27 protein-coding genes and 1 pseudogene are annotated in these 25,406 nt (G+C 73.3%); 17 read left to right on the forward strand and 11 right to left on the reverse strand.

Annotation, left to right across the window (positions count from 1 at the left end; translation table 11 throughout):
• Positions 1–51 precede the first annotated feature (51 nt).
• The 5 genes from ABEA81_RS00160 (at position 52) to ABEA81_RS00180 (ending at position 4,207) form a co-directional block, all read left to right on the forward strand.
• Positions 52–333, forward strand: a complete 282-nt coding sequence (locus ABEA81_RS00160) for a metal-sensitive transcriptional regulator (RefSeq protein ID WP_345602352.1) — start codon at positions 52–54, stop codon at positions 331–333.
• 135 nt (positions 334–468) lie between these two features.
• The gene (locus ABEA81_RS00165; protein ID WP_345602353.1) at positions 469–750 is read left to right on the forward strand and encodes a metal-sensitive transcriptional regulator; all 282 of its coding nucleotides are present in this window, start codon (positions 469–471) and stop codon (positions 748–750) included.
• A gap of 19 nt (positions 751–769) precedes the next feature.
• Positions 770–976: a heavy-metal-associated domain-containing protein gene (locus ABEA81_RS00170; protein ID WP_345602354.1), complete on the forward strand. Its 207-nt coding sequence runs from the start codon at positions 770–772 to the stop codon at positions 974–976.
• Positions 977–1,003: 27 nt separating this feature from the next.
• Positions 1,004–1,954 carry a hypothetical protein gene (locus ABEA81_RS00175; RefSeq protein ID WP_345602355.1) on the forward strand — a complete coding sequence of 317 codons (951 nt, stop codon included), beginning with the start codon at positions 1,004–1,006 and terminating at the stop codon, positions 1,952–1,954.
• 21 nt (positions 1,955–1,975) lie between these two features.
• A complete protein-coding gene (locus ABEA81_RS00180) occupies positions 1,976–4,207 on the forward strand; it encodes a heavy metal translocating P-type ATPase (RefSeq protein ID WP_345602356.1) in 2,232 nt (743 codons plus the stop codon).
• 93 nt (positions 4,208–4,300) lie between these two features.
• Here the strand turns inward: ABEA81_RS00180 and ABEA81_RS00185 are convergent, their stop codons facing one another.
• Positions 4,301–5,866 (reverse strand): DHA2 family efflux MFS transporter permease subunit, encoded by a 1,566-nt coding sequence (locus ABEA81_RS00185; protein ID WP_345602358.1) that lies wholly within the window; start codon positions 5,864–5,866, stop codon positions 4,301–4,303.
• 179 nt (positions 5,867–6,045) lie between these two features.
• Between ABEA81_RS00185 and ABEA81_RS00190 the strand changes: the two genes are divergently transcribed.
• Both ABEA81_RS00190 and ABEA81_RS42490 read left to right on the forward strand, forming a co-directional pair.
• Entirely contained in the window at positions 6,046–6,678 is a 633-nt protein-coding gene (locus ABEA81_RS00190) for a TetR/AcrR family transcriptional regulator (RefSeq protein ID WP_345602359.1), read from the forward strand.
• A 350-nt stretch (positions 6,679–7,028) separates the two neighbouring features.
• A pseudogene (locus ABEA81_RS42490) lies at positions 7,029–7,280 on the forward strand (DUF305 domain-containing protein); the annotation flags it as partial.
• A gap of 236 nt (positions 7,281–7,516) precedes the next feature.
• Here ABEA81_RS42490 and ABEA81_RS00195 read toward each other — a convergent pair.
• The gene (locus tag ABEA81_RS00195) at positions 7,517–8,440 is read right to left on the reverse strand and encodes an NAD-dependent epimerase/dehydratase family protein (RefSeq protein ID WP_345602361.1); all 924 of its coding nucleotides are present in this window, start codon (positions 8,438–8,440) and stop codon (positions 7,517–7,519) included.
• A 38-nt stretch (positions 8,441–8,478) separates the two neighbouring features.
• Positions 8,479–9,015: a hypothetical protein gene (locus ABEA81_RS00200; protein ID WP_345602363.1), complete on the reverse strand. Its 537-nt coding sequence runs from the start codon at positions 9,013–9,015 to the stop codon at positions 8,479–8,481.
• Between the two features lie 113 nt (positions 9,016–9,128).
• Between ABEA81_RS00200 and ABEA81_RS00205 the strand changes: the two genes are divergently transcribed.
• The 5 genes from ABEA81_RS00205 (at position 9,129) to ABEA81_RS00225 (ending at position 12,406) form a co-directional block, all read left to right on the forward strand.
• On the forward strand, positions 9,129–9,485 hold the full coding sequence (locus tag ABEA81_RS00205) for an ArsR/SmtB family transcription factor (RefSeq protein ID WP_345602364.1): 357 nt from the start codon (positions 9,129–9,131) through the stop codon (positions 9,483–9,485).
• Positions 9,482–10,156, forward strand: a complete 675-nt coding sequence (locus ABEA81_RS00210) for a cation transporter (RefSeq protein WP_345602365.1) — start codon at positions 9,482–9,484, stop codon at positions 10,154–10,156. The genes ABEA81_RS00205 and ABEA81_RS00210 overlap by 4 nt, the downstream gene beginning before the upstream one ends.
• Entirely contained in the window at positions 10,153–10,782 is a 630-nt protein-coding gene (locus tag ABEA81_RS00215; protein ID WP_345602366.1) for a class I SAM-dependent methyltransferase, read from the forward strand. The genes ABEA81_RS00210 and ABEA81_RS00215 overlap by 4 nt, the downstream gene beginning before the upstream one ends.
• An 86-nt stretch (positions 10,783–10,868) precedes the next feature.
• On the forward strand, positions 10,869–11,210 hold the full coding sequence (locus ABEA81_RS00220) for a YciI family protein (RefSeq protein ID WP_345602367.1): 342 nt from the start codon (positions 10,869–10,871) through the stop codon (positions 11,208–11,210).
• 2 nt (positions 11,211–11,212) lie between these two features.
• Positions 11,213–12,406, forward strand: a complete 1,194-nt coding sequence (locus tag ABEA81_RS00225) for an RNA polymerase sigma factor (RefSeq protein ID WP_345602369.1) — start codon at positions 11,213–11,215, stop codon at positions 12,404–12,406.
• A 35-nt stretch (positions 12,407–12,441) separates the two neighbouring features.
• Here ABEA81_RS00225 and ABEA81_RS00230 read toward each other — a convergent pair whose 3' ends face one another.
• Entirely contained in the window at positions 12,442–13,011 is a 570-nt protein-coding gene (locus tag ABEA81_RS00230; protein ID WP_345602370.1) for a TIGR03086 family metal-binding protein, read from the reverse strand.
• Between the two features lie 129 nt (positions 13,012–13,140).
• Between ABEA81_RS00230 and ABEA81_RS00235 the strand changes: the two genes are divergently transcribed.
• Both ABEA81_RS00235 and ABEA81_RS00240 read left to right on the forward strand, forming a co-directional pair.
• Entirely contained in the window at positions 13,141–13,551 is a 411-nt protein-coding gene (locus tag ABEA81_RS00235) for a helix-turn-helix domain-containing protein (RefSeq protein ID WP_345602371.1), read from the forward strand.
• Positions 13,548–14,390, forward strand: a complete 843-nt coding sequence (locus ABEA81_RS00240) for an alpha/beta fold hydrolase (protein WP_345602373.1) — start codon at positions 13,548–13,550, stop codon at positions 14,388–14,390. Before ABEA81_RS00235 ends, ABEA81_RS00240 begins: the two co-directional genes overlap by 4 nt.
• Here ABEA81_RS00240 and ABEA81_RS00245 read toward each other — a convergent pair.
• From ABEA81_RS00245 to ABEA81_RS00255, 3 genes are read right to left on the reverse strand one after another with little or no spacing between them, the layout of a single operon-like run.
• Positions 14,377–14,961, reverse strand: a complete 585-nt coding sequence (locus tag ABEA81_RS00245) for a helix-turn-helix domain-containing protein (RefSeq protein WP_345602374.1) — start codon at positions 14,959–14,961, stop codon at positions 14,377–14,379. The genes ABEA81_RS00240 and ABEA81_RS00245 overlap by 14 nt on opposite strands.
• A gap of 33 nt (positions 14,962–14,994) precedes the next feature.
• Positions 14,995–15,666, reverse strand: a complete 672-nt coding sequence (locus ABEA81_RS00250) for an endonuclease V (protein ID WP_345602376.1) — start codon at positions 15,664–15,666, stop codon at positions 14,995–14,997.
• 58 nt (positions 15,667–15,724) lie between these two features.
• Positions 15,725–16,750 (reverse strand): endonuclease/exonuclease/phosphatase family protein, encoded by a 1,026-nt coding sequence (locus ABEA81_RS00255; RefSeq protein WP_345602377.1) that lies wholly within the window; start codon positions 16,748–16,750, stop codon positions 15,725–15,727.
• 103 nt (positions 16,751–16,853) lie between these two features.
• Here ABEA81_RS00255 and ABEA81_RS00260 point away from each other — a divergent pair, with 103 nt between their 5' ends.
• Positions 16,854–17,153 carry a PASTA domain-containing protein gene (locus ABEA81_RS00260; protein WP_345602379.1) on the forward strand — a complete coding sequence of 100 codons (300 nt, stop codon included), beginning with the start codon at positions 16,854–16,856 and terminating at the stop codon, positions 17,151–17,153.
• A gap of 113 nt (positions 17,154–17,266) precedes the next feature.
• On the forward strand, positions 17,267–18,883 hold the full coding sequence (locus ABEA81_RS00265) for an ABC-F family ATP-binding cassette domain-containing protein (protein ID WP_345602380.1): 1,617 nt from the start codon (positions 17,267–17,269) through the stop codon (positions 18,881–18,883).
• 5 nt (positions 18,884–18,888) lie between these two features.
• On the opposite strand, the gene ABEA81_RS00270 is transcribed toward ABEA81_RS00265, so the two are convergent.
• Positions 18,889–19,824 (reverse strand): NAD(P)/FAD-dependent oxidoreductase, encoded by a 936-nt coding sequence (locus tag ABEA81_RS00270; RefSeq protein WP_345602382.1) that lies wholly within the window; start codon positions 19,822–19,824, stop codon positions 18,889–18,891.
• A 96-nt stretch (positions 19,825–19,920) separates the two neighbouring features.
• Here ABEA81_RS00270 and ABEA81_RS00275 point away from each other — a divergent pair, with 96 nt between their 5' ends.
• Positions 19,921–20,484 carry a helix-turn-helix domain-containing protein gene (locus tag ABEA81_RS00275; RefSeq protein ID WP_345602762.1) on the forward strand — a complete coding sequence of 188 codons (564 nt, stop codon included), beginning with the start codon at positions 19,921–19,923 and terminating at the stop codon, positions 20,482–20,484.
• Between the two features lie 147 nt (positions 20,485–20,631).
• On the opposite strand, the gene ABEA81_RS00280 is transcribed toward ABEA81_RS00275, so the two are convergent.
• The 3 genes from ABEA81_RS00280 to ABEA81_RS00290 all read right to left on the reverse strand — a co-directional run bounded on the left by ABEA81_RS00280 (position 20,632) and on the right by ABEA81_RS00290 (position 25,400).
• On the reverse strand, positions 20,632–22,110 hold the full coding sequence (locus ABEA81_RS00280; protein ID WP_345602384.1) for a flavin-containing monooxygenase: 1,479 nt from the start codon (positions 22,108–22,110) through the stop codon (positions 20,632–20,634).
• 33 nt (positions 22,111–22,143) lie between these two features.
• The gene (locus tag ABEA81_RS00285) at positions 22,144–24,006 is read right to left on the reverse strand and encodes a vWA domain-containing protein (RefSeq protein WP_345602386.1); all 1,863 of its coding nucleotides are present in this window, start codon (positions 24,004–24,006) and stop codon (positions 22,144–22,146) included.
• Between the two features lie 284 nt (positions 24,007–24,290).
• Complete coding sequence (locus ABEA81_RS00290) at positions 24,291–25,400, reverse strand: NAD(P)/FAD-dependent oxidoreductase (protein ID WP_345602387.1); 1,110 nt, start codon at positions 25,398–25,400, stop codon at positions 24,291–24,293.
• Between the last annotated feature and the right edge of the window lie 6 nt (positions 25,401–25,406).

Genomic DNA, 25,406 nt, shown 5'->3' on the forward strand with positions numbered 1-25,406 from the left:
CACCCGGCCGGATAGGGGGGCATAGTATTTCCGCAGGCCCGAGGAGGATGGATGCACGGCTACACCCAGGACAAGGACGCCTACCTCAAACGCCTGCGGCGGATCGAGGGACAGGTCCGCGGCATCGCCAAGATGATCGAGGGCGACAAGTACTGCATCGACGTGCTCACGCAGGTCTCGGCGGCTACGAAGGCCCTCGAAGCGGTAGCGCTCGGCCTGCTCGACGAGCACCTCAAGCACTGTGTGGCCCAGGCCGCCGCCGAGGGCGGCGCGGTCGCGGAGCAGAAGGTGGCCGAGGCCAGCGCGGCGATCGCGCGCCTCGTGAAGTCCTGACGCCCGATCGGTACCGCATAGCCCCACGGGGTACCTTCCGCGGAGCCACGAGCACCGTGACCACCGTCACCGCGGAGCCGTCTTGATGGGATACCCCCCTAAGGTATGGTCGTGGCGTCCCGGGAGGAGCACGGCATGAACGGATACGCGCACGACAAGGACGCCTACCTCAAGCGGATGCGCCGCATCGAGGGACAGGTCCGCGGGATCGCCAAGATGATCGAGACCGACCAGTACTGCATCGACGTGCTCACCCAGGTCTCCGCCGCCACCAAGGCCCTCGAGGCGGTGGCGCTCGGCCTGCTCGACGAGCACCTGAAGCACTGCGTCACCGAGGCCGCCGCCGAGGGCGGCGCGGTGGCCGACCAGAAGGTCGCAGAAGCCAGCGCCGCGATCGCGCGACTGGTCAAGTCCTGAACCAGAGGAGGAGCGCCACATGAGCGAGAGCACGTACACCGTCACCGGCATGACCTGCGGTCACTGCGTCGCCTCGGTCACCGAGGAGATCAGCGAGATCGACGGTGTCACCGACGTCGCGGTGGACCTGCCCACCGGCGCCGTCACGGTCACCAGCACCAAGCCCGTCGACAGCGCGGACGTCCGCGCCGCCGTCGAGGAAGCCGGGTACCAGCTCGCCGGCTAGCAGCCGGCCAGGAGACCAGGAACTGACATGAACACCACTGCGAAGCTCTCCGCCTACGGTGCGGCGCTCGTCCTGCTCGTCGCAGGTGCGTACGCCGTCGGCACCGCTGTCGGTCCCCTCCGCTCCGTCGCCGCGGGCGACGCTGCACCGTCCGGCGCTGAGGCCGCCGGACACGGGGGCGCACACAACGGCACCGTCGCGGAGGCCGCAAATGACCAGCCCGCCGGACTGGCGTCGAGCAGGGACGGTTACACCCTCACGCCCACCGACCCGACGCACGAGGCGGGATCCTTCTCCTTCCAGATCACCGGCCCCGACGGGGCACCGGTCACCGCGTTCGACGTGGAACACGACAAGCGGATGCACCTCATCGTCGTGCGCCGCGACACCGCCGGCTTCCAGCACGTCCACCCCGAGATGGCGCCCGACGGCACGTGGTCGGTGCCGCTGTCGCTCCCGCTGGGTGGCTCGTACCGGGCCTTCGCCGACTTCGCTCCCACCGGCGGCGCGGGCACCACGCTCGGTGTCGACCTCGCGGTACCGGGCACGTTCGAGCCCGTGGAGCACGCGCCGAGCCGCACGGCCCAGGTGGACGGGTACACGGTGGAGCTCACCGGGGAGCTCGTGCCCGGCAAGGCGTCCCCCGTCATCCTGACGGTGAGCAAGGACGGGCAGCCGGTCACCGACCTGCAGCCCTACCTCGCCGCCTACGGCCACCTGGTCGCGCTGCGGGAAGGCGACCTCGCCTACCTGCACGTGCACCCCGACGGCGAGCCGGGCGACGGGGTCACCCCCGCCGGTCCGCAGATCCAGTTCATCGCCGAGGTGCCGACCGCGGGCACCTACCGCCTGTTCCTCGATTTCCAGCACGAGGGGGCGGTGCGAACGGCCGAGTTCACCGTGCCGACCGGCCCCGCCGTGGCGGACGCCGCAGCCGTACCGTCCCCGGGTCACGCCGATGACGGCCACGGCCACTGATCGCCAGGGAGGAGCTGGACGATGAGTACCACAACAGCACCCCTCACCACCGTCGAGCTGGCGATCGGCGGCATGACCTGCGCGTCGTGCGCCAACCGGATCGAGCGCAAGCTCAACAAGCTCGACGGCGTGACCGCCACCGTCAACTACGCCACGGAGAAGGCGCGGGTCGAGGCCCCGGGCGGCGTCGACCCCGCCGTCCTCGTTGCCCAGGTCGAGGCGGCCGGCTACACGGCCGAGCTGCCCCGGCCCGCCACGGCCCCCGGCGAGGAGGCCCCGGAGGACGACCCGACCCGCCCGCTGCGGAACCGCCTGATCACCAGCGCGGTCCTCGCGGTGCCGGTGATCGCGCTCGCGATGGTCCCCGCCCTGCAGTTCACCTACTGGCAGTGGATCTCCCTCGCGCTCGCCGGCCCGGTCGTCACGTGGGCGGCGTGGCCGTTCCACCGGGCGGCGTGGGCGAACCTGCGCCACGGCGCGGCCACGATGGACACGCTGATCTCGATGGGCGTGCTCGCGGCGACCGCCTGGTCGCTGTACGCCCTGCTGCTCGGCACGGCCGGGGTGCCCGGCATGGTGCACCCCTTCGAGCTGACCATCGGGCCCAGCGACGGGGCGGCGAACATCTACCTCGAGGTCGCGGCAGGCGTCACCACGTTCATCCTGGCCGGCCGCTACTTCGAGGCCCGTTCGAAGCGCCGGGCCGGGGCCGCGCTGCGGGCGCTGCTCGAGCTGGGCGCCAAGGACGTCGCCGTGCTGCGCGGCGGCGGCGAGTCCCGCATCCCGATCGAGCAGCTGGCGGTCGGCGACCGCTTCGTCGTGCGACCGGGCGAGAAGATCGCCACCGACGGCGTGGTCGACGAGGGCACCTCCGCGGTGGACGCGTCGATGCTCACCGGCGAGTCCGTGCCGGTGGAGGTCGGGCCCGGCGACGCGGTCGTCGGCGCGACGGTCAACGCGGGCGGACGGCTCGTCGTGCGCGCCACCCGCGTCGGCTCGGACACCCAGCTCGCCCAGATGGCGAAGCTGGTGGAGGACGCCCAGAACGGCAAGGCCGCCGTGCAGCGCCTCGCCGACCGCATCTCCGGGGTGTTCGTGCCGATCGTGATCGCGCTCGCCGCGGCCACCCTGGGGTTCTGGCTCGGCACGGGAGCGGGCGCCGCGGCGGCGTTCACGGCCGCGGTCTCCGTGCTGATCATCGCCTGCCCCTGCGCGCTGGGGCTCGCGACGCCCACCGCGCTGCTGGTGGGCACCGGGCGGGGCGCCCAGCTGGGCATCCTGATCAAGGGCCCGGAGGTGCTGGAGTCCACCCGGCGGGTCGACACCGTCGTGCTGGACAAGACGGGCACGGTCACGACCGGCCGGATGGAGCTCGTGGCCGTCCACGGCGGAGCGGGCGTCGACGAGGACGAGGTGCTGCGGCTCGCGGGCGCGCTGGAGGACGCCTCCGAACACCCGATCGCCGCGGCGATCGCCCGGGGTGCCCGCGAGCGCGTCGGGTCGCTCCCGGACGTCGAGGGCTTCGCCAACGTGGAGGGCCTCGGTGTGCAGGGGATCGTCGACGGGCACGCCGTGCTCGTCGGCAGGCCGGCGTTGCTGGAGCAGTGGAGCCAGCCGCTCGACGACGACCTCGCCGCACGCCTGGCGGCGGCGCAGGCCGACGGCCGCACCGCGATCGCCGTGGCCTGGGACGGCGCGGCCCGCGCGGTGCTGGCCGTCGCCGACGCGGTGAAGCCGACGTCGGCGGAGGCCATCTCCCAGCTGCGCGCGCTCGGGCTCACGCCGGTCCTGCTCACCGGCGACAACGAGGCCGCGGCCCGCGCGGTGGCCGCCGAGGTGGGCATACAGGAGGTGATCGCCGACGTCCTGCCGGCCGACAAGGTCGACGTGGTCAAGCAGCTCCAGGACGAGGGCAAGACCGTCGCGATGGTCGGGGACGGCGTCAACGACGCGGCCGCGCTCGCCCAGGCCGACCTGGGCCTGGCCATGGGCACCGGCACCGACGTGGCGATCGAGGCGAGCGACATCACGCTGGTCCGCGGCGACCTGCGCGCCGCCGCCGACGCGATCCGGCTCTCCCGCCGGACGCTCGCCACGATCAGGGGCAACCTGTTCTGGGCGTTCGCCTACAACGTGGCCGCACTGCCACTGGCCGCCGCAGGCCTGCTCAACCCGATGATCGCGGGGGCCGCGATGGCCTTCAGCTCCGCGTTCGTCGTGGCCAACAGCCTGCGGCTGCGCCGCTTCCGCTGATGGTGGAGGGGCCGGTCCGGATGCACCGCGCCGGCCCCTCCACAGCATCACGGCGCCCCGCGACCCGTTCGGCCCCGCCCCCGGCTCCCGACGTCACACCGACCCGGGGCGCTTGCGGCCCGGCAGGAGCAGCCCGAGCAGGGCGCCGAGCGCGGCGCAGCCGCCGAGAACGAGGAAGATGTCGGCGAAGGCGGTTGCGGCCACGTCCAGCCGGAGCGCCGCGTAGAGCGCGTGCATCGTCGCTCCGCCCTCCTCGGAAGCTCGGGCGACCATCGGGGACAGGGTCGGTCCGGCCGGCATGAGGTCGCTTTCGCCGACCATCAGCTCGGCCTGCAGGATGGTGAGCACGGCGCCGAGGCCGGCCACCGCGAGGGCGGACACCGACCGGATGGCCACCTGGTTCAGTGCGCTGCCACTGGCGATCAGGTTCGGCGGCAGCGCGTTCATGCCGACGCTCATCGCCGGCATCATCGACACCCCGACCCCGACGTTGAACAGCACGCTCCACCAGATGACGTCGAGCTTCGAGACGTCCGTCGTGACCTGCGCCATCAGCACGCAGGCGAACGTTGTCAGAGTCAGCCCGCAGAACACGGGAAGGCGGGCACCGAAACGGTCGGAAAGGCGTCCGGCGACCGGCGCCATGGCCGCCATCGCCAGCGCGGAGGGCATCATCACCAGGCCGGCATCGAACGCGTTCAGCCCCATCACACCCAGCAGGAGCTGCGGGATGTAGAACAGCGACCCGAACATGGCCATCGTGACCAGGCCCACGATCAGCAACCCGATGCTGTACGTGCCCGACCGGAACACCTTCAGGTCCAGCAGCGGCGCGTCCACCTCGTTCTCGACGACCGCGAACAGCGCGAAGGCCAGCGCGCTGCCCATCAACAGGATCACCGTCGGATAGCTGGTCCACCCCCAGTCGTTCCCCTCCGCGGTGGCCACCAGGAGGGTCGTCAACGCGACCGCGATGGTGACGAAGCCCCACAGGTCGAAGGAGGGCCGGCTGGTCGCCCCGGACCGGGGCAGGATCCTCCATGCCGCCAGCACTGCCGCGATCCCGATCGGGATCTTGACGAAGAAGATCATCTGCCAGGTGGAGTTCTCCACGAACCAGCCACCCATCGCGGGACCGACACCCGGCGCGACGATGATGCCGAGGCCGTAGAGGCCCATCGCCATGCCGATCTTCTCCCTCGGTGCCGTCGCGAACAGCAACGTCATGCCGAGCACGCCCAGCAGCCCGCCGGGCACCCCCTGCACGAGGCGAAAGGCGATCATGCTGCCGAGGTTCCACGACAGCCCGCACAGCGCCGACCCGGTGGTGAACACGACCAGGCAGAGGATGTAGAGCCGGGAGATGCCGATCCGGTCGCTGAGCCACTTGCTCAGCGGAATCGCCACCCCCATGGCCAGCGAGTAACCGGTGGAGACCCATCGCCCGTCGTCCGCGCCTGCGCTCAGTGCACGCTCGATGGAGGGCAGGGCGACGTTCACGCTGCTCGTGTCCAACGCCGCCAGGAACGACCCCAGGGTCACCACCAGCAGCGACGCGACCCACCCGCCACCGGGACGGTTCGCCTGGTGCCCGGCACCCGCCCGCCCGGCACTGGCTGCCCGCCTGGTTCTGGGCGCCGCCTTCTGCACAGTGGCCACGTCGGTCATCGCCTACCCCTGGGGGAGCCCCAATTGATGTACGTTCGTTCACTGACTTGGTGAACGAACGTACATCATCAATTGCGTTCCGTGTCAGGGAGCCGCTTGTGAGGGAATCGAGTTCCACCCGATCGACCCGGACCGGACACGGCCCCTAGTGACCAGGAACACTGTCGGTCATGACGCCACCCGCTGCCGAGTACGTCAGGCGCACCCGCAACCCCTGGGGCGAGGGTGAACGGCTGCGCACCGAGATCCTGGAGGCGGCCAGCAGCCTGCTCTCCGAACTCGGGGGTGAGGCCGGCTTGAGCATCCGCGGGGTGGCCCGGGCGACCGGCGTCGCCCCAGGCAGCATCTACCAGCACTTCCGTGACCTGAACGCGCTCGCCGACGGCCTGCACGAGTACGAATGTGAACGGCTGCTCGCGCTCCTCGAGCGGGCCGGCGACGCCGCCGACCAGGCCGGCCCGGTCGAGCGGCTGCGTGCTCAGCTCGTGGCCTACTGCGACTTCGCGCTCGCGAACCCCGGCCACTACCGGATCCTGTTCCGACGCCCGAATGCTCGCCGGCCCCCATCGGCGGACCCGATGACAACCCCGCTCGGCCGTGTCGTCAGCCTGTTCGTCGCGGGCTTCGAACGCTGCCGGGACGCCGGTCTCGGGGTCCGTCTGTCCAGCCGCGACGCCGGCGTGATGGTGTTCAGCTCCATTCACGGCCGAGTCGCCATCCACCTCGGCTACGGCGTCGGGGAGATCCGCGAGCAGCTGCCCCGGAGCGTCGACCAGCTGCTCGCGCTCCTCGTCGAGGCCTGACCTTCCGGGAGATCGCGGTTCCGGCATCATGGTCACGGTGAACGCCGGGACGGGAGCACTCGCGGCGGGCGTGGTCCGCCTCGTCCTGCTCGTCCTCCCCGGCACCGGCTTCCTCGCCATGCACGGTGTGGCAGCCACGCATGTCCACGTACATCCGTGCCGCCGTCGCAGGTGCGGCACTCGTCCTGTGCGGCACGCTGTCGGCCTGTAGCAGCGGCGCCGCTCCCACGGCCGCACCCACCACGAGCGAACCGCCGGTCTCCGCCCCGGCCGCCGCGGGTGCCCAGCACAACGACACCGACGTCCGCTTCGCCCAGATGATGGTCCCCCACCACCAGCAGGCCCTGGCCATGACCGAGTTGGCGCTGGACCGCGCGGAGAGCCCGGAGGTGAAGGCACTCGCCGAGCAGATCCGGGCTGCACAGGACCCGGAGATCGCCACCCTGAACGGGTTCCTGGAGAACTGGGGCTCCCCGCCCGTCGCGGGCGGCATGGACCATTCCGGCATGGATCACTCCGGCGGGATGACGGACCGGAGCGAGATGGATCAGCTCCGGGGGGCGAGCGGTGCGGCGTTCGACCGGATGTTCCTCCAGATGATGATCGAGCACCACGAGGGCGCCGTCGCCGAGTCGGAGCGTGAGTGGCCGAGGGCGCGAACCAGCAGGCCGAGGACCTCGCGTCGCAGATCATCAGTGGCCAGACCGCGGAGATCGAGCGGATGCGGCAGCTCCTGGGCTAGTGCCCTCGCGGTTGGCGCAGTTCCGGGTGTCCGTGGTCGTGTGACGACCACGGACACCCGGAACGCGCGATCAACACATCGGCGCGCTCGCCGCCGTCACGCGCTCGCCGCTGTGCCGAACACCTGACGGGCGTGCCAGCCGACCGTGCGCTCGATGCCCGTGCGCAGGCTCGTCCGCGCCCGCCACCCGAGGTACTCCTGGGCCGGCTCGGGGTCGGCGACGAAGTCGCGGTCCCCCGGCCGGTCGGGCAGCCGCCCCCACATCGGTGCGACACGCGCGCCGACGACGTCGGCGATCAGGGACACGGCGTCGCGGATCGACGCCAGTTCGCCGGTGCCGATGTCCAGGACGCGCCCGAGGGCGTCCGGTTCGACGGCCGCGGCGAGCAGGGCGTCGACGACGTCGTCGACGTACACCCAGTCGAGGCGGCGCGCGCCGCTGGAGAGCGCGGGTGCGACCCCGCGGAGGAGGCTGTCGACGACGTAGGGCACCAACCTCGTGGTGTGCGGGTCGTCCGGGCCGTAGACCATCCCGAGCCGCATGACGACGAGCGGCAGCTGCGCGAGGTCGCGGAACAGGGTCGCGTACGTCGTCGCCGCGATCTTCGACGCCGAGTACGGCGACCGGGCGCCGGAGCCCGGTTCGAGGTCGGAGTGCTCCTCGAGCGAGCCGGCCAGCACGACGCGGCAGTCGGGGACGTCCGCCGCGGCGGTCATCACGTTGACCGCGCTCATCACGTTGTCGTTCAGCATCGGCACCACGAGCGAGAGGCTGCGCGCCCCTTCGGCCCGGCTGGCGAGGTGGATGACGACGTCCGGGCGCACCTGCTGCATGACGATGCGGGCGGCCCTGGCGTCGGTCAGGTCGGCACACCACCACCGGACGCCGGCCTGCTCGGGTGGCTGCGCGCGGGTGGTGGCGTGCACCTCGGCCCCGGCCGCCACCAGGCGGCGGACCACGTGACGGCCGATGAACCCCCGGCCGCCGGTGACGAGATATCGGATCGGTTCAGAACGCATGTCGAGGACCTTCGGATCGTTGCTGCTCGGAGGGGGACTCACCACGCAGGCACGGGTGGTCCCCGTCTCGCCGCCCTGAGCGTCCAGCCGCACCAGCGCAGCATCGAGCCGCGCCGCTCGCCGCGCACCGCCACCGCGCGGACGGACCGGGCCACCGGCGGGCCCACCACGAGCAGCCGGACGGGGCGCGACAGCACCCCGGCCAGCAGCTCGGTGAACCGTGCACTCGACGCCACCGCGACCACGACCAGCGCCGACACGGCGATCTGCATCGCGGTGCCCGGCCCGTCGGCGGTGACGACGTGCAGCAGGCCGTTCCCGTCCACCACGTCGTGGTGGCCGCCGAGCTTGGTGGTGGCGTGCAGCACGGGTTGCGCGACGAGCGCGCCCGCCACGGGGGCCAGGATGTTCTCGTGGCGTCCCGCCTGGCGCAGCCGCAGCACGGCCACCACCGCCGCGACGAACCCGAGGCTCGCCGTGTGCGTGGGGTGCTCGTCGGCGAGCACGTCGAACCCGACCGCCGCGGCGACCGCCGTGCCGGCGCCGACGGCGAGCGGGAAGCGGACCGGCCCCATTCGCCTCACCGCCTTCGTTCCACTCCCACCGAGTGTCCGCGACCCACCTGTGACGACGCTGAACGGGGCCGCCCGACCTTCCCATCACCACCTGGTGGCGATAGCATCGCCGAATGGCGATCGATCCCTGCCTACCGGACCTCGGGCCCGCGGTCGCGTTGTTCCGATCGCTGGGGGACCCGGCGCGGCTCGCCATCCTCCGCCGGCTGGCGGTCGGGGAGGCCCGCGTGGTGGATCTGACCCGCGCGCTCGGGCTGGCGCAGTCCACGGTGTCCAAGCACCTGGCCTGCCTGCGCGGCTGTGGGCTCGTCGACTACCGGGCCGAGGGCCGCCAGTCGTTCTACTCGCTGACGCGGCCGGAGCTGGTCGACCTGCTACGCAGCGCGGAACTGCTGCTGGCGGAGACCGGGCCTGCGGTGGCGCTCTGCCCGGTCTCCGGGGATCCCGCCGTGGCGCGGACGGCGTCGTGAGCGCGCCGCTCGTTCCGCTCGATCGTCGCGCCGTGCTGCGCCGCCGCATCCGGCTGCTCGTCGCGGCGACGATCACCTACAACGCCGTCGAGGCGATCGTGGCGATCACCGCGGGCACGGTCGCGTCGTCGATCGCGCTGATCGGGTTCGGGCTGGACTCGGTGATCGAGATCAGCTCGGCGGCCGCGGTCGCCTGGCAGTTCGCGGGCCCCGACCACGAGCGGCGGGAGAGGACCGCCCTGCGGGTCATCGCATGGTCGTTCTTCGCGCTCGCCGGCTACGTCACCGTCGAGGCGCTGCGCACCCTGGTCGGCGGGCACGAGCCCGAGCGGTCCGAGGTCGGGATCGTCCTGGTCGCGGTCAGCGTCGTGGTGATGCCGTTCCTGTCCTGGGCGCAGCGGCGCGCCGGCCGGGAGCTGGGCTCGGCCAGCGCGGTGGCCGACTCGAAGCAGACGCTGGTGTGCACCTACCTCTCCGCCGCGGTGCTGACCGGGTTGGTCCTGAACGCCGCGCTCGGCTGGTGGTGGGCCGACCCGCTGGTCGCGCTCGGCCTGGCCGCCGTCGCGGTGCGGGAGGGCCGCGAGGCGCTGCGCGGCCGGACGTGCTGTCCTCCGGTCCGCCCCGCCGACGAGGACGGGTGCGGGTGCGCCGGAGGAGGATGCGACTCGTGACGAGGCGACCCGAGATCGAGCGGCTGCGCCGCTACTGGGACAGGCACTCCGGCTCGTACGACAGGCAGATGGCGTTCGCCGAGCGGAAGTTCTTCGGTGACAGCCGGCAGTGGGTGTGCGGCGGGGCGGTCGGCGACGTGCTGGAAGTGGCCGTCGGCACCGGGCTGAACCTCGGCAGCTATCCCGAGGACGTCGCGCTGACGGGCGTCGACCTCAGCCCGCAGATGCTCGACCACGCCCGGCGGCGGGCCGCGGAGAGCGGGCGTTCGGTGACCCTGCAGGTCGGCGACGCGCACCACCTGGAGTTCCCCGACGCCTCGTTCGACACCGTGGTGTGCACGTTCTCGCTGTGCGCGATACCGGACGAGCGTCGCGCCGTCGCGGAGGCGTGGCGCGTGCTGCGCCCCGGCGGGCAGCTGCGGCTTGCCGACCACGTGGTCAGCACGTCCGCGCCGGTGCGGCTGTTGCAGCGGCTGCTCGAGCTCGTGATGATCCCGGTGGGCGGCGAGCACTTCCGTCGCCGGCCGGTCCTCCACGTCCGCGAACAGGGGTTCGTGGTCGAGCGGCAGGAGCGCTTCAAGGCGGGGGTCGTGGAGCGGGTCGTCGCCCGCAAGCCGGCCGCCTGACCAACGGGAGGAGACGTCGAATCGGCGGTGCTCCGGAACGTCATCAGGGTGGAGCCGACCGCCCCGTGAACAACCGAGGAGGGCACGTGAAGTACGTGCTGATGTTCGCCGAGACCCCGCAGTACGCCGAGGACCTGGCCGCGATGGGCGACGCGGAGCGCCAGGCGGCCTACGACGACGTGGGGCGCTGGTTCGCCGACAACGCCGCGCGGATCACCCACCACGTCCGCCTGCAACCCGCGCACACCGCCACCACGATGCGCAAGCTGGACGGCCGCGCAGACGTGGTCGACGGGCCGTTCGTCGAGGGCAAGGAGATCGTCATCGGGTTCGTCGAGGTGGAGGTGGCCGACCTCGACGAGGCGCTGGCGATGGCCCGGTCATGGCCCGCCTGCCCCGTCATCGAGCTCCGCCCGGTCGCGCCCTGACCGTGGACGGTCCGCACGACGAGCTGGCCCGCGTGGTGCGCGACCACGCGGGCCATCTCGCGGCGTCCCTCGTGCACCTGCTCGGCGACTTCTCGGCCGCGGAGGACCTCGTGCAGGACGCGATCGAGACCGCCCTGCGGCGCTGGCCGACCGAGGGCATCCCGGACCGCCCGGACGCGTGGCTCTTCACCGTCGCCCGCAACCGCGGGCTCGACGTGCTGCGCCGCCAGGCCCGCTACCGCGAGAAGCTCGCCCAGCTGCAGTGGCCGTCCCGCACCGAACCCGACGACCGGTTGAGATTGCTGTTCACCTGCTGCCACCCCGCCCTTCCGCGGCAGGCGCAGATCGCGCTCACCCTCCGCACGGTCTGCGGGCTGACGACGGCCCAGATCGCCGCGGCCTTCCTGGTGCCGGAGAGCACGGTGGCGCAACGGATCACCCGGGCCAAACGCAAGATCACCGATGCCGGGATCCCGTACCGCATCCCGTCGGACGCCGAGCTGCCGGAACGACTGGAGGAGGTCCTCACGGTCGTCTACCTGCTCTACAACGAGGGCTACCTGTCCTCCACGGGCGACGTGGCGTGGTCGCGGCGGCTGGCCGGGGACGCCGAATGGCTGGCCTCCTCCCTGGCCTGGACGCTGCCCCGCGAGCCCGAGGTCCTCGGGCTGCTCGCGCTGATCCGGCTCCACCAGGCCCGGGTCGCCGCCCGGTTCGACGCGGAAGGGCACATGGTGCTGCTGCCCGACCAGGACCGCGGCCGGTGGGACCACGCCGCCATCGTCGACGCCGGCCAGCTGATCAACCGTGCCGCCGCACTCCACCGGCCGGGGCCCTACCAGCTGCAGGCCGCGATCGTCGCCTGCCACGCCGAGGCCCCGCGGTGGGAGGACACCGACTGGGCCCAGATCGTCGTGCTCTACGACATGCTGCTCGCCATGGCCCCCTCACCCGTGACGCGGCTGCACCGTGCGATCGCCCTGCGCCACCTGGCGGGCCCGGAGGCGGCGATGGACGAGCTCGACGAGCTCGGCGACGCCCTCGATCGGTACCCGCTCCTGCACGCCACCCGCGCGGAGCTGCTGAGGGCGCTCGACCGGCCCGGGGAGGCGCGGGAGGCCGACCGCCGCGCGCTCGACCTCACCGCGAACCCCGCTCAGCGCGCCCTGCTCGAGGACCGCATCAGCCGGCCGTGACGGCAACGGGCCGCTTGGCAGGGACCACTGGGTCACTAGGCCGCACGCCCGAGGAACGCCAGCATCCTGATCTGCTCGTCGCTTCCCGCGGGCGGCGTGAGCTCCGGCCCGAAGAAGCCGGGGCGGCGCACGACGTTCGCACGTGCCCAGTCGAACGCCGTCGTGACGAGCGCGGGCTCGAGGCGAACGTCCATCCCCAGCGCGTGCCCGATGTCCCAGGTGTGCGCCACGAAGTCGGTCGTCAGCAGCGTGACGAGCGCCGCGAGCGGGACCTCGCCCATGCCCGGGATCGTCGTCGTCCGCTCCAGCGCTTCCGGCGTCAACGTCGCCACCGACTCCGCACGCGCCGACAGCCAGACCGGGACCGGGTCCGGGCCGGCCAGCTCACGCGGATGCGGCGCACCCGGAGCGCCACGCCGGTCCGCGTAGTCCGCCCCCGTCGCCCAGGCCCGCATCCGGCGCTGTCCCCAGATCGCGTGCCCCGCGACGTCCCGCACGGTCCATTCGGTACATGCCGACGGGCCGTCCCACTGGTCCGGCCGTACCGCGGCCAGCACCGCGTCGAACTCGTCCTGCGCCCGCCGGTACTGCTGCATGGCGTCCATCGCCGTCCTTCCGCTCGGGGAACCCACACCCCGGAGACGAACCGGCTGCGACCCGTTTCGACACCGGCAGGGAACCTGCTCTCAGATGCCCTAGGCTTCCCCCATCGAGACCATTCCAGGGAAGTTGAGATGACACAGCTGTACTCCGTCGAGGAGGTCGCGGCGCTGCTCGGGCTCCACGTCAAGACCGTGCGGGGCTACGTGCGCGACGGCCGGCTCGAGGCCGTCCGCATCGGCCGGCAGTACCGGATCGGCGCCGACGCACTGGAGGCGTTCACCGGACGGGCCGTGCGACCGAAGCGGCGGGGGTCGGCGGTGGAGGTGTCGAGCATCGTCCAGATCGATGACGTCGACCGCGCGCTCGTGGATCGCGTCAGCACCCTCGTGATGAGCAGCGCGGGCGGCGCGCACGACGACGGCCGGCTGCGCGTCGAGATGGCCTATGACGAGGGGAGAGCACGCATGAAGATCATCGTACTCGGCGGCCCGGAGAGCACCGCCGAGCTGCTCCGGCTCGTCGGCGCGCTGGTGGGCTCATGACCGCCATCTACACCTCGCCCGACGGCGCCCGCGCCATCGAGGAGCGGTACCGGGAGCTGCTCGCCGGCTGGCCCGTTCCCGCCGAACACCTGCGCGTGCCCACCCGCGAGGGCGAGACGTTCGTCGTCGCGTCGGGCCCGGCGGACGCCCCGCCGCTGGTGCTCCTGCACGGCTCGGGATCGAACGCCCTGATGTGGGCGCCGGACGTGGCGGCCTGGTCCGAGCGCTTTCGCGTGTACGCGGTCGACGTCGTCGGCGAGCCGGGGCTCAGCGCGCCCGCACGCCCACCGCTCGCCTCCGGGGCCTACCCGCTCTGGTTCGGCGATGTCCTCGACGGCCTCGGCGTCGCGCGGGCGGCCGTCGTGGCGGTCTCGCTCGGCGGCTGGCTCGCGCTCGACTTCGCCACCCGGCACCCCGATCGCGTGGAGCGGTTGGTGCTGCTCACCCCGGCCGGCGTCGCCAAGGCGAAGATCGCCGGACTGCTCGGGGCCACGCTGCTGAGGCCGTTCGGCGAGTGGGGGAAGCGCAGGTCCCTTGAGGCACTGCTCGGTCCTGAGGTGCGCAGGCAGCACGGATCCGTCGAGTTCGTCCGGCTCGTGTCCCAGCACTTCCGCTACCGCCGCGAGCCCGTACCGGTGGTCGACGACGCCGCCCTTCGCCGTGCCACCATGCCGGTACTGGCGATCCTCGGCGGGCGCGACGCCTTCATCGACTCCCCCCGCACCGCCGAGCGGCTCTCGCGGCTCGTGCCGTCGGCCACGGTGCAGGTCCTCCCCGATGCCGGGCACCTCCTACCGGCGCAGACCGCGCCGGTACTGGAGTTCCTCACCCCCGGGTGACGCGGGGCCGCACACGCAGGTGGGCCCGTTCCCCCTGCACCCCGAACAGCACGAGGAGCTCCACCGGGCCGGGACCCGCCGAGGCCATCCAGTGCGGGAGGTGCGTGTCGAACTCGGCGGCCTCGCCCGGGCCGAGTTCGAGGTCGTTGTCGCCGAGCACCAGCCGCAGCCTGCCGTCGAGGACGTAGAGCCACTCGTACCCCTCGTGCGTCTTCGGTTCGGGCTCGTCCCCGCGGGCCGGGATGATCAGCTTGAAGGCCTGCAGGCCGCCCGCGCGCCGGCTCAGCGGGATGTGCGTCATCCCGTGGCGGCTCACCGGACGGAAGTGGACCCGCGGGTCGCCGGTCTGCGGTGCCCCGACGAGCTCGTCGAGCGCCACGCCGTAGACGCGTGCGAGCGGCAGCAGCAGCTCCAGGTTCGGCCGGCGTCCCCCGCTCTCCAGCCGCGACAGCGTGCTGGCCGAGATCCCGGTCGTCGCCGCCACGTCCGTGATCGTCACCCCGCGGCGCTTGCGGATCGCACGCAGCCGCGGCCCGACCGCGCCGAGCACCGCGTCCAGTTCGTCTTCCACCGGCCCATCGTGCCGGACCGGCACGGCGCCGTGCTACACCCGCAAGGCGGCATCCCGGGCGAGCCGGTCGGCACGGCGGGTGGTCTCGGGGAGCCGATGGCGGGCGAGGCGCAGGACGTGCTCGCACGCCGCGTCCAGCCCGATCCGGTGCCCCACCGACACGAACACCGGCTGGACCCCGTGCTGCGTGCGCAGCGCCCGCCCGACCACCTCGTCACCCTCGACCTGCGGGGTCCACGAGCCGCGCGCCGGCTTCGGCATCTCGAACGGCAGCGGCGGCGATTTCGCGACGCCGATCGTCGGCACCCCGGTGAGCAGCCCGACGTGACAGGCGAGGCCGAACCGGCGCGGGTGGGCGACGCCGGCGCCGTCGCACACGATCAGGTCCGGGGTGTGCTCCAGCTCCTCCAGGGCGGCCGTGACCACCGGCAGTTCGCGGAGGGCGAGGAACCCGGGCACGTACGGGTGACCGGCGCGCCCGCGTACGGTGCGGGTCTCGACCGGCCGCAGCGTCGTGGCGTCCAGCACGACGACAGCGGCCACCACCTCGTCGGTGCCGTCGTGGTGCGCCACGTCGATACCGGCGGCGGTGCGCAGATCCGTGGGGCCGGGCGCGGTGGTGTCCACGAGCGGGCGCAACCGCTCCTGCTGCGCCGCGGCGTCGTCGAGGGTGGCCGGTGTCGGCCCGAGATCATGCAGATGCACGTGCACGGACGTTATCGGCTTCTCGACACGAATGGGTGACATTCGGCGGGATTCGTTCTCAGGTCTCGACCGCCACCGTGGCCGGCCGGTGGTCGGTGGCGCGGCCGTCGCGCCGCTCCCCGTCACCGGTGCGGTGGGCCGCCCACGCCTCGTGCTCGATCCGCCCCGACCCCGGAACCCTCCGCACACCGGCGGAGGACGCCATACCCGGCGACAGGATGATGTGGTCGAGCAGGATCCGCTTCTGCGGCTCGTCGGTCACGAAATCGTCGAACACCGCGCTGTAGCGGAGATCGGCCGGCACGTCGACCAGGGCGTGGTCGAACAGCGTCTCCGGCCGGTACGAGGACCCGACCAGCAGGTCGGTGACGTTGTGCGCGAGGTACTGCTGCTCGAACAGGTCGCGCCCAGGCCCGTCGTTGAAGTCGCCGAGTACCACGATCGCCGCGTCCGGGTCCTCGTCGAGGCGAGCGTCGAGGTACTGGCGCATCCGCATGCCCTCGTTGGCGATGCGGCGCCGGTTCTGCAGCGCGGACCTGACGAACTCGAGCCGGCGAGCGGGGTCGCGCCACATCTGCTCGCCCCGGTTGATGAAGTTCGACTTGAGGTGCGCGACGACGACCGTGAGCGGCCTGCCGTCGAACGCCAGCCGGCAGACCAGCGGGTCGCGGGTGAACTCGTACTCGTTCACGACGGCGTCGCCGTCGACGTCGGCGAGCCACGGCTCGATCAGGTCGGCGAGCCCCGCGGGCGGCACGAGCTCCGCCTCGATCGTCGGCTTCACCAGCAGCGCGAGCTTCTGGGAGCCACCGCTGTCGCCCATCAGGAACCGGTAGCGGCCGGCCAGGTGCGTGTCGAGGAACAGCGCGAGCTCGGCGCCCCGGCTCGGGGCCTCCTCCAGCGCGACGACGTCGGCACCGAGGTCCGCGATCAGGGCGGCGAGCAACCCTGCAGCCCGTTCGGTGTCGCACTCCACGCCATCGCGCGTGAACGTCGGTCGCCACGCCACCCCGTCCGCGCTGTCGGGCGTGAACCAGTCGTTCATCCACTCACCGTTGACGGTGGCGAACACGTACTGCGCCACTTCGGCCTCCCGTCACTCGATCCGGGGAAATCGTCGCGCCGCACACCCACCCGCGAAACCGGCCCCCGGTGAACGATCGGGATCAATCGGGTACACCTGCAGTGTGAGCGGTCAGGAGGAGAAGGTGCTGGTGCCGGCGCTGGTCGGGCTGGAGGTGAGCGACGCGCACGAGCTCGCCTTCGAGGCGAGGGTCGTGGTGGTCACGGCCGACCCCGACGAACCGCTCCCCCTCACGGGCACGGTGGTCGCGCAGACGCCCGGCGCGGGCACCCGGGTGGATCCCGCCCATCCGGTCGCCATCGCCGTCGAGGCGGGAGGCGGGGGCGGCGGGGGCGGCGGGCGCCGCCTCACGACGCCCCCTCCCGGCCCCCGGGACCCCTCCGGGTCGAAGACGCCCGCGTGAGGCACTGTTAAAGTCGAGTTCGTGGCAGGCGCAGGGGACGACGACATCTCCGGGTGATCCCGGAGCAGTCCGCCGATTCCCCGTTCACCCTCACCTCTCGTGAAGGCTGCCGCATGTCGATCATCTGTTCTCACCTGTCCTTCTCCTGGCCCGACGACACGCCGGTGTTCCAGGACCTGTCGTTCACCGTCACCGCCGGTCGCACCGGGCTCGTCGCGCCGAACGGCGCGGGGAAGAGCACGCTGCTGCGACTCGTCGCCGGGGATCTGACGCCCAGCGGCGGCACCGTCACCGTCGACGGCGTGCTCGGCTACCTCCCGCAGGAGCTCCCGTTCACCGGCGAGCTCACCGTGGCCGAGGTGCTCGGGATCGCGCCCGTGATCGCGGCGCTGCACGCCGTCGAGGCCGGCGACGCGAGCGAGGAGCACTTCACGACGATCGGCACCGACTGGGACGTCGAGGAGCGCACACGCGCCCAGCTCGACCGGCTCGGGCTCGCCGACGTCACGCTCACCCGGCGCCTCGGCACCCTCTCCGGCGGCCAGGTCGTATCCCTCGGGCTGGCCGGGCAGCTGCTGAAGCGCCCCGACGTCCTGCTGCTCGACGAGCCGACCAACAACCTCGACCTCGACGCCCGCCGCACCCTTTACGACGTGCTCGACGACTGGGGCGGCTGTCTGCTGCTGGTCAGCCACGACCGCGCGCTGCTCGACCGGATGGACCGCATCGCCGAGCTCGAGCGCGGCGAGATCCGCTTCTTCGGCGGCGGTTTCACGGCGTACACCGAGGCCGTGACGGCGGAGCAGGAGGTCGCCGAGCGGAACGTGCGCAACGCCGAGCAGGAGGTCAAGCGGGAGAAGCGCGAGATGCAGCAGGCCCGCGAGCGGGCCGCGCGCCGGGCGAGCACGGCCGCCCGCAACATCAAGGACGCCGGGCTGCCCAAGATCCTCGCCGGGGCGCGGCAGCGCCGGGCGCAGGAGTCGGCGGGGAAGGCGGACGGCACCCACGCCGCGCGGGTCGGGGCGGCGCGCGCCCGGCTCGACGAGGCGAGCCATGCCCTGCGCGACGAGCAGAAGATCGTGCTGGAGCTGCCGGAGACCCGCGTGCCGGCCGGGCGCACCGTGTTCGCAGGCGAGGGCATCCGGGTCCGCGGCCTCTTCGCGGACGAGGGGATCGACCTGGCGATCCGCGGGCCGGAGCGCATCGCACTGACCGGCCCCAACGGTGCGGGCAAGTCCACCCTGCTCCGGGTGATCGACGGCGAGCTGCAGCCCGACGCCGGCACCACCCACCGTGCCGACGGCCGCATCGCCTACCTGTCCCAGCGGTTGGACCTGCTCGACCCGGACAAGACGGTCGTGGAGAGCCTGACCGCCGCCGCACCGGCGATGCCGCCGTCGCAGCGGATGCACCTGCTCGCCCGGTTCCTCTTCCGCGGGGCGCGGATCCACCTGCCGATCCGGGCGCTCTCCGGCGGCGAGCGGCTGCGGGCCACCCTCGCCTGCGTGCTGTTCGCCGAGCCCGCGCCCCAGCTCCTGCTCCTCGACGAGCCGACGAACAACCTCGACCTGGTCAGCGTCGGCCAGCTCGAGGGCGCGCTCGGCGCCTTCGAGGGCGCGTTCGTGGTGGTGAGCCACGACGAGCGCTTCCTCGCGGAGATCGGCGTGAACCGCCGGTTGCGGCTCGCGGACGGCCGTCTGCGCGACGCGGGGGCCCCGACGGACGCCTGACCAGGTCAGCCCGCCGACGCCGGCGCACCAAGTGTTCCGGCGACCTGGCGGTGGGCCGCCACCGCGCGCCGGACGTCCTCCTCCACCAGGTCGGCGTTCAGCGCGATGGCGGCCGCGGAGCCCATCCCGGCCGCCGTCACCGCCTGGGCGCGCGGGTCCACGACGTTGCCCGCCGCCCAGACGCCGGGCACGCTCGTGCGGCCGGTGGGGTCGGTGCGGACCCACCCGTCCTCGCCGGTCGCGCAGCCGAGCCCGGCGAGCAGATCGTCCCGCGGCACGAACCGGGGCCCGACGAACAGCACCTCCCGCGGCACCACCCGCCCGTCGGCCAGCTCCACCCCGCGCAGGGCGTCGCCGTCCACCACCAGGCCGGCGACCTCGCCGTCGGCGATGTGCACGCCGCGGGCGAGCAGCCGCTCCCGCTCGTCGGCGGAGAGCTCGGTGCGGTGCGGGAAGAACACGACGTCCGCCGACCACTGCGGCAACAGCAGCCCCAGGTGCGGGGTTCCCAGGATGCCGAGCGGCCGGTCGCGCACCTCGTAGCCGTGGCAGTACGGGCAGTGCAGCACGTCGCGGGCCCACCGCTCGCGCAGGCCGGGCACGTCGGGGAGCTCGTCGCGCAGGCCGGTGGCCACGAGCACGCGGCGGGCGTGCAGCGTGCGGCCGCTCGCCAGGTGCACCGCGAACCCGGCCTCGATCCGCTCGGCCCGCTCCGCGACGATCTCAGCGCCGTAGCCCGCCACCTCGGCCCGCCCCTCCTCGAGCAGCCGGGCCGGGGCCATGCCGTCGCGCGAGAGGAAACCCTGCATGTGGGCGGCCGGAGCATTGCGCGGGTCCCCCGCGTCGATCACCGCCACCCGCCGGCGCGCTCGCGCCAGCACCAGGGCCGCGTTCAGTCCGGCCGCACCGCCGCCGGCCACCACCACGTCGAAGTCGTCCATGTTCCGGAGGATCCGCCCACCGGACCGGGTCCGGCAACAATCGTTGCCGATTCCGGGACGGCCGCGTTCGATGGCGGGGTGCAGGACTCACCGACGATCAAGGGCGCCCTCGCCGAGGTCGGGCCGCGCGTGCGGCGGCTGCGGACCCAGCGCGACATCACCCTCACCGCGCTCGCCGAGGCCACCGGAATCTCCAAGAGCACGCTGTCCCGGCTGGAGTCCGGCGGCCGACGGCCGAGCCTGGAGCTGCTGCTGCCGATCGCGGTGGCACTACAGGTGCCGGTCGACGAGCTGATCGGCGCGCTCAGGGTGGCCGACCCGCGGGTCCACACCAACCCCCGGCGGGTCGACGGGCGCACCGTGCTCCCCCTCACCCGCCAACCCGGGCCGCTGCAGGCGTTCAAGCTGACCATCCCGGCGTCCGAGCACGAACCGATGCTCGTGACGCACGACGGGTACGAGTGGCTCTACGTCCTGTCCGGACACCTGCGGCTGCGGCTGGCCGACCACGACCTCACCCTCGGCCCCGGCGAGGCCGCGGAGTTCGACACCCGGGTGCCGCACTGGTTCGGCGGCGTCGGCCGCGGCCCCGTCGAGATCCTCAGCCTCTTCGGCCGCCAGGGCGAGCGCATGCACGTCCGCGCCCGCCCTCGCCACTGACCAGGACGCGACACTCGGCCACCGAAACGCGACTCTCGGCCACCGAAACGGGAGACTCGCCCTCGGAGCGCGAGTCCCGCATCCCAGCAGGGCGAGTCCCGCGTTCTGATCGCGCGAGTCCGGCGTCTCGGTGTGCGGGTTGCGCGTTCAGCCGCGGCCGGGGGTCACGGCGTCGACCGCGACCGGCGATCGGGTCACGGGGCGGGCCGTGAACACCATGTCGCGGCCGATGTCACCGAACCGGGTGCTCAGCAGGTCGACCGGGTAGCTCTGGCGCAGCACCCACGGCGCCGACCGGCCCTGCTTCGGCAGCACGTCCGCGGCCCGCCGCACGTAGCCGGAGGTGAGGGCGAGCAGCGGGCGGGCGGCGACGTCACCGTCGAACTCGGGCGTGGCCGAGCGGTAGCCGTGGGCGTCCATGTGGGAGAGGAGCCGGCAGACGTAGCGCGCGGTCAGGTCGGCCCGCAACGTCCAGGAGGCGTTGACGTAGCCGATGCAGATCGCGAGGTTCGGGACACCGGAGAGCAGGCAGCCGCGGTAGACGACGGTGCGCCCCGGGTCGACCTCCGTGCCGTCCACGCAGATCCGCATGCCGCCGCCGACCTGCAGCTGCAGCCCCGTGGCGGTGACGACGACGTCGGCCGGCAGCTCACGGCCGGAGGCGAGCCGGATCCCGCCCGCGGTGAAGGTGGCGATGGTGTCGGTGACGACCTCGGCGCGGCCGGAGCGCATCGCGCGGAACAGGTCGCCGTCCGGCACGACGCACAGCCGCTGGTCCCACGGCTGGTAGCGGGGCGTGAAGTCGCGGTCGATGACGCCGTGGTCGGGGATCTGGCGCTCGAGGCCCGCGCGCAGCATCCGCTTCGCCACCCCGGGCGCGCGCTGCGCGACCTGGTAGAACGCCGAGGTCACGAGCACGTTCTTCCAGCGGATGAGCCGGTGTGCCCAGCCGGGCAACCGGTCGACGAGCCGGTCGGTGCCGGGCAGCGCGATGACGTAGCTCGGCGAACGCTGCAACATCGTGACCCGCGCCCCCCGCTCGGCGAGCGCGGGCACCAGCGTGACGGCGGTGGCCCCGCTACCGATCACCACCACGCGTTCGCCTGCGCAGTCGAGGTCCTCCGGCCAGTGCTGCGGGTGCACGACGGTGCCCTGGAAGGCGTCGATCCCGGGGAACTCGGGGAGGTAGCCCTTGTCGTAGCGGTAGTAGCCGGTGCCCAGGAAGAGGAAGTCGCAGGTGTAGCGCTCCCTGGTGCCGTCGCCGACCTGGACCTCCACGGTCCACCGCTGGTCCGGGCTCGACCACGCCGCCGCCGTGACCCGCCTGCCGAAGCGGATGCGCCGGTCGATGCCGAACTCCGCCGCCGTCTCCCGCAGGTAGGTGCGGATCGACTCACCGTCCGCGATCGCCGCGGCCGAGCGCCAGGGGCGGAACGGGAACCCGAGCGTGAACATGTCGGAGTCCGAGCGGATCCCGGGGAAGCGGAAGAGGTCCCACGTGCCGCCGATCGCGTCGCGCGCCTCGAGGATCGCGTAGCTGCGGTGCGGGTGCTCGGTCTGCAGGCGGTAGGCGGCGTCGATCCCGGAGATCCCGGCGCCGACGACGAGCACGTCGAGGTGTTCCACAGGCGTTCCCCCTGATCGGATCAACCTCCCGCATCATGCCCCACGCCGGCGCCGTGCGACGACCGCGACGACGAGCCCGATCACCACCAGCGCGCCGACCCCGATCGCCACCCAACCGGCGGGCGCGATCACGGTCCTTACCGCCGGGGCCTGCGCGTTCGGCGCTCCGGCCGGAGCCTGCCCACCGGGCGGCGCGGCGACCTGCGCGTACCGCGGACCCGGCTCGGGGTCACCCGAGACGCTGACGTCGAGCTGGATCGGCACGGGCACGGCCGCCTCGGGATCCTCCGCGGCGGGGCCGAGCTGGACGGCGATGTAGTACGTGCCCGCGACGCTCTGCGTCCGCGCGGGGTAGTCGTCGGCCGTGCGGTTGTTGTAGCGCACCGGAACGGTCGTCATCGCGGGTTTGCTCGAGGGGAGCACCATCTCGGAGCCGGTGTAGCTCGAGTTGTCCGAGGAGATCTCCTCGCGGGACGGCGCGTAGACGACGGTCGAGGTGGGCGACAGGTTGCGCAGGCTCCGGCCCGGCGTCTCCGCGAACCGGACGCGGTACGCCAGTGCCTGTCCCCAGTCCAGCTGCACCCGGTAGAACACGAATTCCCCGCGCTGCAGGGTGTCGGTGTAGCGGCCGGAGCCGTCCAGGGCGCCTGCGACGTTGAACGAGCCGCCACCGACGACCGGCCGGGGCGGCCCCTGCGGCTCGGCGAACGCGGGCGTCGGCAACACCGCCACGGGACCGGCGTCGGCGACCGGCGGCTCCACCGCCACGAGCAGCTCGACGGGCAGCCGCTCGGGCACGCCGCTCGACACCCGGTCCCAGGTGAGCGCGAACGTGTAGCGGCCCCCGCCCTTGCACCGGTCGCCGGTCGCGTTGCCCGTCTCCGGGTCGGCGGCACCGGTCCACGTCGTCTCGACGGTCAGGGCCTCGCCGTGGCTGGAGTTCGTGGCCTGCTCGTTCTCGTACTCGTGGCAGTCCTCGCCCGCCTCACCGTAGGTGCGCAGCTCCAGCACGTTGAAGTCGCTGGTGATGCTGACTCCGGGCAGGCGCGGGAACGACACGGTGGCGCTGAAGTAGGCCGTGGCGCCCTCCGGGACGTCCACGGAGTAGTAGCGCTGCTCGTGCTGGCCGATCGTGTCCAGGTGCTGGCCCGGTGCCGCGACGGGCGCGGCCCCCACGGTGGCGGCGCCGGTGATCGGCGTGCCGGCGGGCTGGTAGTTGCGCAGGGCCGACCCGGCGACGCGCGGCAGCACCCGGCGCAGGGCGTCGGCGTCGGGGGCGTCGGTGTAGGTGCCGCCGGTGGCCTGCGCGATGCAGCTGAGCTGGGCGCGCGCCGCGGCGTCGACGCCGAACCCGACGGCGTGGACGACCAGGTCGACGCCCTGCCCCGCGAGCGTGCGGACCACCTCGCAGGGTTCCGGCGGCGCGCAGGTGTCCACCCCGTCGGAGACGAGGACGATCGAGCGCGGCCCCTCCTGCGGCAGCTGCTCCGCCGCCACCTGCAGCGCCCGCCCGATCGGCGTGTACCCGCGCGGCGTGAGCCGGTCGACGGCGGCGCCGAGGCCCGTGCGGTCGAGCGGCCCTACCGGGCTCACCACCGTGACGTCCTGGCAGCCCTGCGCCCGTTCGGCGTCGGAGTTGCCGGTGGCCGTGCCGTAGGCGGCGAGGCCGACGGGAGCGCCGTCCGGGGCGGCGCCGAGGAAGGTGTGCACGGCCTGCTTCGCGGCGTCCATCTTGGTGCCGCCTGCCGGGTCGGCCCCCGTCATGGACCCGGACGCGTCCAGCACCACCATCGTCGGCGCGAGCTCGGCCCCCGGTTCCTGCCCGTACGCGGCCCCGGGCGCGATGCAGAGCAGGACCCCGAGCGCGCAGAGAACACCGATCACACGACTGCTCACGACGGCGGAGTCTGGCATCCGGCCGCGCGGGTGAGATGCTCGCCCGGTGCCCGCCGTGACGCGTACCGGGACGAACCGGACTCGGCTGATCACAGTGCGCGGCAACTCGGGATCGGGGAAGAGCCCCGATCCGCCCCCAACGGCGGTGACCAAGGGCGAATGGTCGCTGCTGGAGATCATTTGGCGACCATCTGCCCTTGATCGCCGAGCACCTGCCACGGCGATTCGACGACCCCCGGCAGGGAGCCCTCCGCGCACGGGCACGTCGATCCGTGAGCTGCGAGCTAGCCGACGAACGGGCCGCTCGTCGGACCGAAGCGGGACGGGGCGTAGGGGCGCACGTCCAGGCGCGGCTCCTCGCCCAGCACCAGGTCGGCCACCAGGGCGCCCGCCAGCGGGGCGATCGTCAGGCCGACCGGGCCGAACCCGGTGGCCAGGAATACGTCGGGGCGGCCGGGGAGCGGGCCGAGCACGGGCAGCCCGTCGGGGGTGGCGGGGCGGAAGCCGACGCGGGTCTCCAGGAGGGTGGCGTCGTGCAGGCCGGGCGCGACCGTGAGCGCCTGCTCGAGGACCTCGAGCTGACCGGCGGCGGTCACCCGGTGGTCGAAGCCGGACCCGGTCTCCCGGGTGGCACCGGCCACGACCCGTCCACCCGGGAACGCGAGCAGGTAGTGGCCGCTGCCCAGCGGGGAGACGACCGGCCACCGGGACGTATCCCAGGGGACCTCGAGGTGGGTGATCTGCCCGCGCTGCGGGGCGACCGGAAGCGTCGTGCCGAGCGGGGCAACGAGCTCGGTGCTCCACGCCCCGGCCGCGACGACCACGGCGTCCGCGCCGAGCGGCTCGCCGTCCACCCGCACGCCGCCGACCGCCAGCGCGGCGGTGCCGGTGCGCAGCTCGGCGCCGCGCCGCCGCGCCGCGTCCAGCAGGCTCGCCCGCACCTGCCTGCCGTCGACGCGGGCTCCCCCGCCGACGTGCACGGCCGAGAGCCCCTGATCCAGCACCGGGAACCGGGCGCGGGCCTGCGCGGGGTCGAGGAGCGATGCCTCCCCGGCGGCCGGGTGCTCGGCCGCCCGCGCCGCGACGCGCCGGTGGACCTCCCGCAGCTCGCCCTCGTCCCGGCCCACGACGAGGCCGCCGACCACCGAGTAGGACGTGGGCTCGTCGGTGTCCTCGGCCAGCGCGGCGACGAGCTCCGGGTAGTAGCCGGCCGCGGGTCCGGCCAGTGCGAACAGCGCCGGGTCGGCCGTGGCCCACGGCGAGACGATCCCGGCCCCCGCCGCCGTCGCCACCCCCGCCCGGGCGTCGTCGACGACGACCCGGGCCCCGCGCCGGGAGAGGTGATGGGCGACAGCGGCCCCCGCGACCCCGGACCCGACGACGACGACGCGCATGAAACG

Source organism: Pseudonocardia adelaidensis, assembly GCF_039543345.1.
GTDB lineage: Bacteria > Actinomycetota > Actinomycetes > Mycobacteriales > Pseudonocardiaceae > Pseudonocardia > Pseudonocardia adelaidensis.